The organism is Trinickia dinghuensis (assembly GCF_003367175.1).
Taxonomy (GTDB): Bacteria; Pseudomonadota; Gammaproteobacteria; order Burkholderiales; family Burkholderiaceae; genus Trinickia; species Trinickia dinghuensis.
Window position 1 is genome coordinate 55894 of record NZ_QRGA01000018.1, and the last position, 13075, is coordinate 68968.

Below are 13075 nucleotides of genomic sequence, written 5' to 3' on the forward strand. Positions count from 1 at the left end.
GGTAATTGAATGGATCGTTGAGCGTGCTGGGGCTAGCGAAGCCAGACTTTGATCGTCTCGCTGATCGCCGACGTCGAGATCTTGTAACGGTCGTGCAACGTCGGCAGCGCGCCGGCGTCGAGGAATGCATCGGGCAAGCCGATTTGCCGAAACGGCGGCGTGACGCCGTTGCCGATCAGCAGCGCGGCAACGGCTTCGCCGAGCCCGCCGATCACCGTATGATTCTCGGCGACGACGACCAGGCGAGCGTTACGCTTGGCCTCACGCAGAATGGTCACGGTGTCGAGCGGCTTGATCGTCGGCACGTGCAATACCCCTACGCCGATCCGATCGAGTTCGAGCGCCTTCGCCACTTCGAGCGCGCGCATCGTCATGATTCCCGACGAGATGATCAGCACGTCGGCACCGTCGCGCAGCATCTTTGCCCGACCGATTTCGAAGCGGTAGCCGTATTCGTCGAGCACCACGGGAACGTTGCCGCGCAGCAGACGCGCATAGACAGGGCCGCGGTGACGGGCCATCGCCGGCACCATCTGCTCGATTTCGAGCGCATCGCAAGGATCGATGACGGTGAGGTTCGGCATCGCTCGGAACAGCGCCAAGTCCTCGGCGGCCTGGTGGCTGGGTCCATATCCCGTCGTCAAGCCGGGCAACGCACAAGCGATCTTGACGTCGAGGTTGTCCTCGGCAATCGCCTGATGGATGAAGTCGTAAGCTCGGCGCGCCGCGAATACGGCGTAGGTCGTCACGAACGGCAGCGCACCTTCGTGCGCCATGCCGGCGGCGGCGCCGAACAGCAGCTGCTCGGCCATCCCCATCTGGTAGAAGCGCTCGGGGTATGCCTTGGCAAAAAGATGCAAATCGGTGTACTTGCCGAGGTCGGCCGTCATGCCGACCACATCGCTTCGCTCGCGTGCCAGTTCCACCAGCGCGTGACCGAACGGGGCCGAACGCGTCTTTTGTCCTTCGCCGGCGATCGAGGCGATCATCGCGGACGTCTTCAGACGAGGCTTCGATGATGCGTTCGTGCTCATGTGCGGCTCCCTGCGTCGTGCGCATCCGATGCTTCGAGTGCTTCGAGTGCGAGTTGCCATTCGTGAGGCTCCACGCGAATGAAGTGATTCTTTTCGCGCGCTTCCAGGAAGGGAACGCCGCACCCCATCTTCGTATCGCAAACGATCATTCGCGGGCAGGACCCGGAGTGGGCGCGCGCAGCGTCGAATGCGGACACCACGGCTGCGAGGTCGTTGCCGTCCACGCGCTGGACGTACCATCCGAACGCTTGGAGCTTCTCGACGAGCGGCTCGAACGACATGACTTGCGCCGACGGACCGTCCGCCTGCTGGTTGTTGACGTCGACGATACCGATCAGGTTATCGAGCTTCCAGTGGGCGGCCGACATGAGCGCCTCCCAAACGGCCCCCTCATCGAGCTCGCCGTCGGAAAACAGCGTGTACACAAACGCGTCGGAGCCCTTGCGCTTGAGGCCTAGACAGCGGCCGACCGCGATCGTCAGGCCCTGTCCGAGCGAGCCGCCGGACATCTCCATGCCAGGTGTGTAGCTCGCCATACCCGACATCGGCAAGCGGCTGTCGTCGCTGCCGTAAGTCTCCAATTCGGCTTCGGGAATCACGCCGGCCTCGATCAACGCGGCATACAGCGCAATGGCGTAGTGACCGTTGGAGAGCAGAAAGCGGTCGCGCCCCTCCCATTCGGGGTCTTCCGGCATGAGTTTGAGCGCGTCGCAGTACGCGACGGCCAGCACATCCGCAATATCGAGCGCTTGCGCGATATAGCCCTGCCCTTGCACTTCTCCCATCCGCAACGCATTGCGCCGGATGCGCTTCGCGCACTGCGCAAGATGGGCGTGACGCCCGCTGTCGCTGCTTGTCACCATGTCCTCCGTTTTTGCCGTCGTCAGTGAAACAAAGCGTAATGCCTTGAACTGCTGCGCTCAAACGAATTACGATGGGCCTATCGGTGAATTCAATTCATGTAGACGCTGCAATGCACAATCGCATCACGCTCAAGTCGATTCAGGCTTTCGAGGCCGCCGCCCGGCTGTCGTCTTTTGCGCTTGCAGCCGAGGAACTTTTCGTGACGCCGTCCGCAATCAGTCATCAGATCAAGCTTCTCGAGGATCAACTGAACATCAAGTTGTTCCATCGCGTGCATCGCGCGGCGATCTTGACCGATTCGGGCCGGCACTATGCTGAGGAAATCACGGCGGCCTTTACGCGCATCGAACAGGCGACCCGCGAAATCGGGCGCGTGGCGAAAAGCGATATCCTCACGATCCACTGCACGCCGAGTTTCGCGACGCAATGGTTGATGCCGCGTATCGCACGGTTCAGTTCGCAGCATCCCGATATAGACGTGCGGCTCAACGCATCGTCCGGCGCCGTCGATCTCGTCTCCGAGAGCGTTGACGTCGACATTCGCTACGGCGCGCGCAAGCTGCAGCCGCCCGGCACGATGGTGCTCGAACTGCCGCCGGAAACCGTGGTGCCGCTGTGCGCGCCCGAGTTGGCCCACGGTCCGCATCCGATCGGCCGTGTCGCCGACTTGCGCGAGCACACGCTCATTCACAGCGAAGGCTGCCTGGTGGGATGGCGGGACTGGATGAGGCTTCATCGCAAAATACCGCTCGATATCACGCGCGGCCCTCGATTCGATCGCTCGTTCATGTCGATCGGCGCCGCCGTGGACGGTTTGGGGGTGTGTCTGGAGAGTCTGTTGCTCGCGCGGCGCGAACTCGAGTCGGGGCGGCTGGTGGCGCCTCTAGGTGTGGAAGGATTGAAGGTGCACGGCTATACGCTGAACTTGCTTAAATCGCGCGCCGATTTGCCGAAGCTGCGCAGCTTTCAGGATTGGCTCTTCGCCGAACTGGAGAAATAGAACTGGCATACCGCCGTCTGTAGCTCATCTACTCCACCGCCTCATCCGCCCCCGGCTCCCCTTCTCCAAGCTCAGCCCCGGTCTCCGGATCATGCGTCCGATCCGACCGCAACCTCCGCTTCATCTCATCGAGCGTCGCCCTCTTCTGCTCGCTCAACTGCTCCGCTGCCGATCCATCTCCGCCAACCCGCCAACCGTGTACTGAAGCCGCTTGTTGTGCATGAACACGGCCCCTTTTTGGTCGTGGGTGAACGATGCGTCGCCCTCCTATGTCCGCAACGAGCATTCCTATGACGCCATGCCCGCGTAATTAATCAGATGATTGAGTCACTTGACTTTGTATCTTTAGATATATATCTTTAGATACACATTCACTCTTCTGGGGGTCCCCCATGCGACACCGCTTTCACGACTTTCAACGCGAATCCTGGCTGCTCGAGCGTCACCGCGGGCACGGGCAGGCTTACCCACAAGCGCAGGCAACCGAATCGGGCCCCGACTACGGGCATTGGTACGGCCGTCGTCGCGACAGAACCGACGACGCACGGCAGAGCCACAGCCAGGGTCATCACCACGGCCACGATCATTTCCGCGGCCACCCCGAGCGGCGCGGCGAACCCTCGTTCCTTCACGATCTCTGGCATGCGATCGGCCGGCATCGCCATCGCCACGGCGGCGGCGGTCCGTTCTGGGGCGGCGGCGGCCGCGGCGATCACGGTTTCGGCGACGACGACAACTTCACGCGCGGCCGCAAATTCAGCGGCGACGATTTGCAGCTGATGCTGCTCTCGCTGATCGCCGAGGCGCCGCGCCACGGCTACGAATTGATCAAGGCGCTGGAAACGCGTTCGAACGGCTTCTATGCGCCGAGCCCCGGCATGGTCTACCCTGCGTTGACCTATCTCGAGGAACTCGGTTTCGTCACGGTTCAGCAAGAAGGCAACCGCAAGCGCTACGAGATTTCGGACGCCGGCCGCGAGCACTTGGCCGCAAACCGGGATCAGGTCGACATGATTCTCGCCAAGCTCAGCTTCGTCGCACACAAGATGGAAGCGATGCGGCGCGCCTACGCGGCCGAAACCGAGGACAACGACAATGACGAGGCCGGTCGCGACGCCGGTTGGCACCCGAAGCTGCATCAAGCGAAGTACGCACTGAAGCTGGCGCTTCTGCGCCGAATCGATGCCGATGAAAACGAACAGCAGCGCGTCGCCGAAATCCTGCTGCGCGCCGCCGCGGAAATCGAAGGCAAGCCGGCCGCGGGCCCTGCCCCCGAAGGCGCGAAGGTGTAACGCCCGAGAGGGCTCATCCGTCAAACAGAAAAACGGCGGCCCACTCGGGCCGCCGATTCGCGCCGCCGTCCGGCCAACGGCATGACAACAAGGATTTGAATAACTATGTATGCACTCCCCCAAGCTCGCGAGCGGCGTCTGATATGGCTGCTCGCGCTCGTGCAATTCACGCTCATCATGGATTTCATGGTGATGATGCCGCTCGGTCCGCAGATCATGACCGCCTTCGATATCTCGCCGTCGAAGTTCGCGGCGGCCGTATCGGCCTACTCATGGTGCTCTGGGCTTTCCGCCCTGCTGGCCGCCACCTATATCGATCGCTTCGATCGCCGTAAGCTGCTCATCGCGGCGTATCTGCTGTTCGCGGTGTCGAATGTCGCTTGCGCCTGCGCAACGAGCTATCCGCTGCTGCTCGCCAGCCGCGCGTTCGCCGGCATCACGGGCGGCGTGCTCGGCGCCAGCGTCATGGCCATCATCGCCGACGTCGTGCCGATCGAGCGCCGCGGCGCCGCCACCGGCATCATCATGACGGGCTTCTCGATGGCCGCGATCGCGGGCGTACCGGCCGGCGTGGTGCTCGGCGCGTACTTCCACTGGTCGGCCCCGTTCTGGCTGCAGGCCGTACTCACGGTGACGATCGCCATCGTCACTTCGCGCATCGTGCCCTCGCTCACCGAGCATCTGTCGCGTCAACGCCCCTCACTGGCCGAAGCGCTTCCCACGCTCGGGCGGCTGCTGACCTATCCGCGCCACATGCGGGCCTTCGCGCTGACGTTTCTGATCATGTTCGCGCACATGCTCGTGATTCCGTTCATCTCGCCGATGCTCGTCGCGAACCACGGCGTCGCGCCCGGCCGCATCTCCTGGCTTTACATGGCGGGCGGCGCCGCGACATTCTTCACGTCGCGGGCCATCGGCAGGCTGGCCGATCGCATCGGACATCGAGCCGTGTTCCGCCTCTTCGGCGCGCTGGCGCTCGTCCCCGTGCTCGTCGTCACGCATCTGCCCGCTCTGCCGTTCTGGATCATGGTGCCCGGGTTCGCGCTCTTCATGATCATTTCGTCGGGCCGCATCGTGCCGATGCAAGCGATCCTCACGACCGTGCCCGATCCGCAGCACCGCGGCGCATTCCTCAGCGCCAACGGCGCCCTGCAGTCGCTGGGAACCGGGTGCGGCGCGTGGGTCGGCGGGTTGATGCTGTCCACCGATACGGGAGGGCATCTCGTCGGGTATGGCCTCAACGGATGGGTGTCGGTGGCATTCGCGTCGCTCGCGCTCATTTGGGTGGGACACGTGCACGGCGCCTCGGGCCCCGGCGCCGCGAAAGCCGCGCCCAGCACGCCGGCGCCTATGCCCGAACTCGCGGGCGAAGCTTAAAACTAAAAGTTAAAAGTCAAAAGGCCCGGGCCGATATCTCCTATCGGCCCGGGCCTTGTCGACGAATGCGCCTAACCTATCGAACACTCATCGAAGGTATCGGCGAATACGCACGCTCGAGCCGCTTACACGGTCGAGCCGCTCAAGCGCTACGCCGTCCTTCGCCTGCGTTCTCCTTCTCCCCTTCACCGGTCCCACGCGCGAGCACGGGCACCAACGCCTGCCCCGTATGGCTCTCGCGCACGCGCGACAGCGTTTCGGGATCGGCCGCCGCGACGATCGTCCCCCCTCCCGCGCCCCCTTCCGGGCCCAGATCGATGATCCAATCGGCTTCGGCGATCACGTCGAGATCGTGTTCGATGACGACGACGCTATGCCCGCCGTCCACTAGACGGTGCAGCACGCGAATCAAGCGCGCGACATCGGCCATGTGCAGGCCTACCGTCGGTTCGTCGAGCACGTAGAGCGTATGCGGCGCCTTCTGTCCGCGCCGCGTGATGTCGTCCCGCACCTTCGCCAGCTCGGTCACAAGCTTGATCCGCTGCGCCTCGCCGCCCGAGAGCGTCGGCGACGGCTGCCCCAGCGTCAGGTAGCCGAGGCCCACGTCCTTCATCAACTGCAGCGGATGCGCGATGCTCGGCATCGGCGCGAAGAATTCGACGGCCTCGTCGATCTCCATCGTCAGGACGTCGCCGATGTTCTTGCCACGCCACGTCACCGCCAGCGTTTCCGGGTTGAACCGCTGTCCGTGACAGACGTCGCACGGCACCTTGACGTCGGGCAAGAAGCTCATGCCGATCGTGCGGACCCCCTGCCCTTCGCAGGCCGGGCATCGTCCGTCGCCCGTATTGAACGAGAAGCGCGAAGCGGCATAGCCGCGCGCCCTCGCTTCGAGCGTCTCGGCAAAGAGCTTGCGGATCGTGTCCCAAACGCCGATATACGTCGCCGGACACGAACGCGGCGTCTTGCCGATCGGCGTCTGGTCGACTTCGAGTACGCGGTCGATCGGTTCGAAACCGGTAACCGACGTGCATCCCTGCCAGCGATGCGTGACCTGCAATGGCACACGCGTCGTGCTCGACGTCGCGTGGCGGCTCGGCTGAGCCCGCGGTTTCGCGCGCGCCCCTTCGTCCGCCTGCGATGCCTTGCGCGCGCGGCGTGTCGCCGGCGACGACAGCACCGAACGTCCGACCGCATCGAGCAGGTTCGTCATCAACACATCGCGAGCGAGCGTCGATTTGCCCGAGCCCGACACGCCCGTCACGGCCACGAGCCGCGCGAGCGGAATCGGCGCCGTCACGTCGCGCAGGTTGTGCAGCGACGCACCATGCACCGTCAGCCACTGCTCCGGGACGGCTGCGTTGCCCTTGGCTTCGGCGCGCACTTCACGCCGCGGCTGCAGCGGGTGAGCGATCGGCCGCGCGAGGAATTGCCCCGTCTGCGAATCGGCATGCGCCGCGAGATCTTTCACGCTGCCCTCGGCGACGAGCCGGCCGCCGCGTTTGCCCGCGCCGGGTCCGACGTCGATGATGTGGTCGGCGCGGCGGATCGTGTCTTCGTCGTGTTCGACGACGACAAGCGTGTTGCCCTTCTCGCCGAGTTGATGCAGCGCGTCGAGCAAGATCCGGTTGTCGCGCGGATGCAAGCCGATCGTCGGTTCGTCGAGCACGTAGCACACGCCCTGCAAGTTGCTGCCGAGCTGCGCGGCCAACCGGATCCGCTGCGCCTCGCCGCCCGACAGGCTCGGCGCCGCGCGATCGAGGCTCAGATAGCCGAGGCCCACTTCTTCGAGGAAGCGCAAGCGGCTCGCGATCTCGCTGACGACGTCGCGCGCAATCTGCGCGTCGCGCCCGGAAAGCGAAATCGTGTCGATCCATCCGCGCGTATCGGAGACAGTCCAGCGCCCGACGTCGACGATCGAACGGCCGTCGAACTGCACGGCGCGGGCGGCCTCGTTCAGCCGTGTGCCGCCGCAATCGGGGCAAGGCGCGTCGCCGACGCCTTCGATTTCCTGCTCCTCGGACGGCAGCGTCTGCTCGCGGCCGCGGCCGTCGTCGGCGCCCAACACCGTGTCGTCGTACGCCGCGCGCTGTTCGCGCGTGAGCGCAAGCCCGGTACCGACGCAGCTCGTGCACCAGCCGTGCTTGCTGTTGTAGGAAAACATGCGCGGATCGAGTTCCGGATAGCTCGTTCCGCAAACCGGGCATGCGCGCTTGACCGACAGCACTTGCATTTCGCCGATGCCGATCGTCGAGCGCTTCGCCGCCAAGGCATCGGCCAAGCCGTCGAGCGGCGCCAACAGATGCACGATGCCTTTGCCGAGTTCGAGCGCCGCATCGAGCGAACGGCGCAGTTCGGCTTCGTTGTCCGCCGAAATCACGAGATCGGCGACGGGCAGCTCGATCGTGTGCTCGCGGAAACGCTCGAGCTTCGGCCATGGGTCGACGGGCAAAAATTCGCCGTCGACGCGCAGATGGGTATGGCCGCGCGCTTTCGCCCACTTCGCCAGATCGGTATAAACGCCCTTGCGGTTAACGACGAGCGGCGCGAAAAAGCCCACGTGTTCGCCCGCGTAGTCGCGCAGCAATTGCGCTGCGATCGACTCGGCACTTTGCGGCTTGACGGGCGTGCCGTCGTGCACGCAGTGCTGAATCCCGAGCTTGACGTACAGCAGCCGCAGGAAATGCCAGACTTCGGACGTCGTCGCCACGGTGCTCTTGCGGCCGCCGCGCGAAAGGCGCTGCTCGATCGCGACGGTCGGCGGAATGCCGTAGACGGCGTCGACTTCAGGCCGCCCCGCCGGCTGCACGATCGAGCGCGCATAGGCGTTGAGCGATTCGAGGTAGCGCCGTTGGCCCTCGTGAAACAGGATGTCGAATGCAAGCGTCGATTTGCCCGAGCCCGATACGCCCGTGACGACGTTGAACTTCCCGTGCGGGATGTCGACGTTCAAGCTCTTGAGGTTGTGCTCGCGCGCATTGACGATGCGCACGACGTCGTCGCCCTCGACCGCGCGGCGTGCACGCGCCGCGGCGAGCGCCGATTGCAGCGGCATGCCGGCGGCGGCCTCGTGCACCTTGCCGGCCCCGAGCGTTTCGTCGTACTGCTTCAGCGCACGCCCCGTGTGCGACGCGTTGCACGCCTTGATGTCCTCGGGCGTCCCCACTGCAACGACCAGGCCCCCTTCGTCGCCGCCCTCGGGGCCCAGATCGACGATCCAGTCGGCCGCACGAATGACGTCGAGGTTGTGCTCGATGACGATCAGCGAATGGCCGCGCGCCAGCAGCTTGCCGAAAGCGCGCATGAGCTTGGCGATGTCGTCGAAGTGCAGGCCGGTCGTCGGCTCGTCGAACATGAACAGGCGCCCGCCCGGCGTCGCTTCCGCGCCGATCTTGCCGCTCGTCTCCGCGAGAAAGCCCGCCAGCTTGAGCCGCTGTGCCTCGCCGCCCGAGAGCGTCGGCACCGGCTGGCCCAGTTTCACGTATTCGAGCCCGACGTCGACGATCGGCTGCAGCACGCGCAGCACATCGGCGTCGTGGGCAAACAGGCTCACCGCTTCGCTGACGGTCAACTCGAGCACGTCGGCGACCGACAATGCGCGAGGCGGCGTGCCTCGTTCGATCGTGACATCGAGCACCTCCGCGCGATAGCGGCGGCCATCGCAATCGGGACAGCGCAGATAGACGTCGGAGAGGAACTGCATTTCGACGTGCTCGAAGCCGGAGCCGCCGCACGTGGGACAACGTCCGTCGCCCGAGTTGAAGCTGAACGTGCCGGCCGCGTAGCCGCGCTGCAGGGCGAGCGGCGCTTTGGCGAACAGTTTGCGGATCTCGTCGAAGGCGCCGACGTAGCTCGCGGGATTCGAGCGCGCGGTCTTGCCGATCGGCGATTGATCGACGAACACGGCATCGGCGATCAGCTCCGCGCCGGCCAGCCCTCGGTGCGCGCCCGGCGCTTCGGTCGCGCGGCCCAGGTAGCGCGCGAGTGCGGGATTGAGCACGTCCTGGATGAGCGTCGACTTGCCCGAGCCCGAGACGCCCGTCACGCAAACGAGCCGCGCAAGCGGAAGCTCGATCGTCACGTCGCGCAGGTTGTGTTCGCTCGCGCCCTCGAGCACGAGCCGCGGCGTGTTCCCATCGACGGGCCGCGGCGCCCAATGCGCCGCGTCGGCCACGCGCCGGCGGGCGCCGAGATATTCGCCCGTGAGCGTCGGCGCCGAGCGAATGTCGGCCGGCGTCCCGTCGAAGACGATCGAGCCGCCGCGCTCGCCGGGCCCGGGGCCCATGTCGATGAGACGATCGGCCGCGAGCATCACCGACGGATCGTGCTCGACCACGACGAGCGTGTTGCCCGCATCGCGCAGCCGCCGCATCGCTTCGACGATTCGATCGAGATCGCGCGGATGCAGGCCGATGCTCGGTTCGTCGAGCACGAACAGCGTCTTCGTGAGCGAGGTGCCGAGCGCCGTCGTCAGATTGATCCGCTGCACTTCGCCGCCCGAGAGCGTGCGGCTTTGGCGATCCAGCGTCAGATAGCCGAGGCCGACGTCGCACAGGTATCGCAGCCGCGTCCGTACTTCGGCGACGAGCAGCTTCAGCGCATCGTCGAGCAAGGCGCTCGGCAGCGTCATTTCGTCGAAGAAGCGGCGGATGCGACCGATCGGCATCAGCATCAGGTCATGCACGGTTAGGCCGGGCAGCGCTTCGAGCTGCGCCCGTGTCCATGTCGCGCCGTGCGGCATGAAGCGCGCGCCAGGCTCGAGCACCGCGTCGGCATTGGCCTGGGTGCCGAGACGCCAAAGCAGCGATTCGGTCTTGAGCCGAGCGCCGCCGCAGGTCTCGCAAGGCGTGTAGCTGCGGTACTTCGACAAGAGCACACGGATGTGCATCTTGTACGCTTTCGATTCGAGGTAGTTGAAGAAGCGGCGCACGCCGTACCACTCGCGCTGCCACTCGCCCTTCCAATCGGGCGAGCCGTCGATGACCCAGTCGCGCTCGTCGTCGGTCAATTCGGCCCAAGGCGTCGTCGTCCGGATCCGAGCACGCGCCGCATAGCGCATGAGGTCGTCCTGGCATTCTTTCCAAGCCGGCGTTTGCATCGGCTTGATCGCGCCGCCGGCTAGCGTCTTGCGCACATCGGGGATCACGAGCCCGAGGTCGACGCCGATCACGCGGCCGAACCCGCGGCATACGTCGCACGCGCCGTAGGCCGAGTTGAACGAAAACAATCCCGGCTGCGGATCCGCGTAGCGCAGATCGCTCTCCGGGCAATGCAGGCCCGTCGAGAAGCGCCAGATGCGCGGCGCCTGGCCTTCGGCATCGGCGTCGCCTTCGGGCAGCACATAGACATTGACACGCCCCGCCCCGCGCTTGAGCGAGGCCTCGATCGCCTCGACCGCGCGCGCCTTGTCGGTTTTGCTCAGGCGGAAGCGGTCGGCAACGACATCGAGCACCTTGCGCGCGCCGGCCGGCGTCGTGACTTCGCGCTCGGCTTGCACGCGCGTGTAGCCACTCGCCGACAGCCACTGCCCCACTTCATCGGCGCTCGTCTGTTCAGGCAGCTCGACGGGGAACGTGACGGCGAGCCGCTCGTCGCGCTCGGCCGTGCGCGCGACGAGTTCGGCGTATATGGTTTCGGGCGTGTCGTGCCGCACGGGCTCGGCCGTCGCTTTGTCGAACAGCTGGGCGGCACGCGCGTAGAGCAGCTTCAGGTGATCGTTCAGCTCCGTCATCGTGCCGACGGTCGAGCGCGAGCTGCGCACAGGGTTCGTCTGGTCGATCGCGATGGCGGGCGGCACACCGTCGACGCGGTCGACCTGTGGACGATCCATTCGATCGAGAAACTGCCGCGCATAGGCGCTGAACGTCTCGACGTAGCGGCGCTGCCCTTCGGCATAGAGCGTGTCGAAAACGAGGCTCGATTTACCCGAACCCGACGGCCCCGTAACGACCGCCATCTCTCCTGTACGCAGGTCGAGATCGATATTTTTGAGATTGTGTTGACGAGCTCCGCGAATGCGGATGACGCCGGAAGTCATGAGACGTGTCCTTTCTACGCGCTATATCGAACGATGCGCGCCTTCGTTTTGAGATAAGAAAGCGAGCCAGGGGTGCAATGATAGTCCTGCGCGGCCGACTTGGCCGGCCCGCGCTTGGACGTTTTCGCTTTGTTCGACGAAGCGCCTGCTCGCGTGTGGATCGACCCCGATTGGTCGGCGCGAGGCAGGTAAATTAGTGACAACCACTGACGAAAATACGGCCCGGCGGCCGGCATTGCGCAGTTTGGTCGCCCACTCTCGGCTGTCGATGCTGTCGATACTTTCGATATCTAGAACGCTGCCTCGATCCGAGTGCCCGACAGCGCCTTCGCCACGCGAGTCTTCAACACCGGCAGCAGTTCGCGCTCGAACCACGGATGGTGCTTGAACCAGCCCTGATTGCGCGGCGACGGATGCGGCAGCGGCATTCGCGACGGCCCGTAGCCGCGCCATGCGACGACCGTCTCGGTCAAGGTCGCCCGGCGCTCGGCGCCCAAGAACCGCTGCTGCGCATAGGCGCCGACCAGTAAAGTCAGTTCGATGTGCGGCATTTCATCGAGGACGCGCTCGAGCCAGAGCTCGGCGCATTCGCGCCGGGGCGGCAGATCGCCCGACGTGCCGCGGCCGGGATAGCAATAGCCCATCGGCACGAGGGCGATGCTGTCGGGATCGTAGAAGCGCTCGGGGCCGATCCCCATCCAGTCACGCAAGCGCTCGCCGCTCTTGTCGTCCCACGGTACCCCCGACGCATGCACCCGCGCCCCGGGCGCCTGGCCGACGACGAGCACGCGCGCCGCGCGCCCCACCTGCAAAACGGGCCTTGGCCCATGGGGCAAATGCGCCTCGCATGCACGGCAGGCACGAATTTCGGCAAGCAGCGACTGCAGCCGGCGAACGGACGAAGATGAGGATGAGGACGACATCGGCAATGCGTTGTATAGACGTAAAGAAGAACGAGCTCCGGCGCTCAAGCTCAAGCATCAATGATGCGCGAGTTTGCGTACGAGGTAGTCGCGCAGCACGACCGCCTGATTGTGGTCGCGATCGCGCGCGCCGAACAGCAGCATGATCGGTCCATGCTTGGCCGCTTCGGCCAGCGGCTGCCAGGACGTAGGGTTGGCGTCGAGTTCGTCGCAATAGCGCTGACGAAATTCTTCCCAGCGCTCGGGGTCGTGCCCGAACCAGCGGCGCAACTCGGTGCTCGGCGCGACGTCGCGCAGCCAGGCCTCGATCCCGAGCGACTCTTTGGTGACACCGCGAGGCCACATGCGATCCACAAGATAACGCGCGGGCCCGTCCTGGCCGAGCGTGTCGTAAGCGCGGGCGATGTCGATTCGAGCGTGCTTCATGATGTTCCTCCTCGCGCCGGCCATGCTCGGCGCCAAGATCGGCGCGGTCTTGCAAGAGACTAACCCAGCCGCGACCCGGCAGCCGATGGGCTTGGGACAGCGCGCCCTCGGCCGGATCCGAT

The 13075-nt window shown here is 65.2% G+C and carries 8 protein-coding genes; 3 read left to right on the forward strand and 5 right to left on the reverse strand.

The annotated features are described in order from the left end of the window. Positions 1 to 32: 32 nt before the first annotated feature. Together DWV00_RS27285 and DWV00_RS27290 are read right to left on the reverse strand one after the other, a co-directional pair. Complete coding sequence (locus tag DWV00_RS27285; RefSeq protein ID WP_115536748.1) at positions 33 to 1034, reverse strand: transketolase family protein; 1002 nt, start codon at positions 1032 to 1034, stop codon at positions 33 to 35. Further along, positions 1031 to 1897, reverse strand: a complete 867-nt coding sequence (locus tag DWV00_RS27290) for a transketolase (protein ID WP_115536749.1) — start codon at positions 1895 to 1897, stop codon at positions 1031 to 1033. The genes DWV00_RS27285 and DWV00_RS27290 overlap by 4 nt, the downstream gene beginning before the upstream one ends. A gap of 110 nt (positions 1898 to 2007) precedes the next feature. Between DWV00_RS27290 and gcvA the strand changes: the two genes are divergently transcribed. The 3 genes from gcvA to DWV00_RS27305 all read left to right on the forward strand — a co-directional run bounded on the left by gcvA (position 2008) and on the right by DWV00_RS27305 (position 5567). Next, positions 2008 to 2898, forward strand: a complete 891-nt coding sequence (gcvA, locus tag DWV00_RS27295; RefSeq protein WP_115536750.1) for a transcriptional regulator GcvA — start codon at positions 2008 to 2010, stop codon at positions 2896 to 2898. A 392-nt stretch (positions 2899 to 3290) separates the two neighbouring features. After that, positions 3291 to 4190 (forward strand): PadR family transcriptional regulator, encoded by a 900-nt coding sequence (locus DWV00_RS27300; protein WP_115536751.1) that lies wholly within the window; start codon positions 3291 to 3293, stop codon positions 4188 to 4190. Between the two features lie 105 nt (positions 4191 to 4295). Further along, a complete protein-coding gene (locus DWV00_RS27305; RefSeq protein ID WP_115536752.1) occupies positions 4296 to 5567 on the forward strand; it encodes an MFS transporter in 1272 nt (423 codons plus the stop codon). Positions 5568 to 5709: 142 nt separating this feature from the next. Here the strand turns inward: DWV00_RS27305 and uvrA are convergent, their stop codons facing one another. The 3 genes from uvrA to DWV00_RS27325 all read right to left on the reverse strand — a co-directional run bounded on the left by uvrA (position 5710) and on the right by DWV00_RS27325 (position 12953). Beyond that, positions 5710 to 11604, reverse strand: a complete 5895-nt coding sequence (gene uvrA / locus DWV00_RS27310) for an excinuclease ABC subunit UvrA (RefSeq protein WP_115536753.1) — start codon at positions 11602 to 11604, stop codon at positions 5710 to 5712. Positions 11605 to 11894: 290 nt separating this feature from the next. After that, complete coding sequence (locus DWV00_RS27320; RefSeq protein WP_115536755.1) at positions 11895 to 12527, reverse strand: uracil-DNA glycosylase family protein; 633 nt, start codon at positions 12525 to 12527, stop codon at positions 11895 to 11897. A gap of 57 nt (positions 12528 to 12584) precedes the next feature. Continuing rightward, positions 12585 to 12953: a DUF488 domain-containing protein gene (locus DWV00_RS27325; RefSeq protein ID WP_115536756.1), complete on the reverse strand. Its 369-nt coding sequence runs from the start codon at positions 12951 to 12953 to the stop codon at positions 12585 to 12587. Between the last annotated feature and the right edge of the window lie 122 nt (positions 12954 to 13075).

Coding starts and splice junctions, on each gene's coding strand:
- gcvA (WP_115536750.1), top strand. CDS start 2,008: ATGCACAATCGCATCACGCTCAAGTCGATTCAGGCTTTCGAGGCCGCC.
- DWV00_RS27320 (WP_115536755.1), bottom strand. CDS start 12,527: ATGTCGTCCTCATCCTCATCTTCGTCCGTTCGCCGGCTGCAGTCGCTG.
- uvrA (WP_115536753.1), bottom strand. CDS start 11,604: ATGACTTCCGGCGTCATCCGCATTCGCGGAGCTCGTCAACACAATCTC.
- DWV00_RS27285 (WP_115536748.1), bottom strand. CDS start 1,034: ATGAGCACGAACGCATCATCGAAGCCTCGTCTGAAGACGTCCGCGATG.
- DWV00_RS27300 (WP_115536751.1), top strand. CDS start 3,291: ATGCGACACCGCTTTCACGACTTTCAACGCGAATCCTGGCTGCTCGAG.
- DWV00_RS27325 (WP_115536756.1), bottom strand. CDS start 12,953: ATGAAGCACGCTCGAATCGACATCGCCCGCGCTTACGACACGCTCGGC.
- DWV00_RS27305 (WP_115536752.1), top strand. CDS start 4,296: ATGTATGCACTCCCCCAAGCTCGCGAGCGGCGTCTGATATGGCTGCTC.
- DWV00_RS27290 (WP_115536749.1), bottom strand. CDS start 1,897: ATGGTGACAAGCAGCGACAGCGGGCGTCACGCCCATCTTGCGCAGTGC.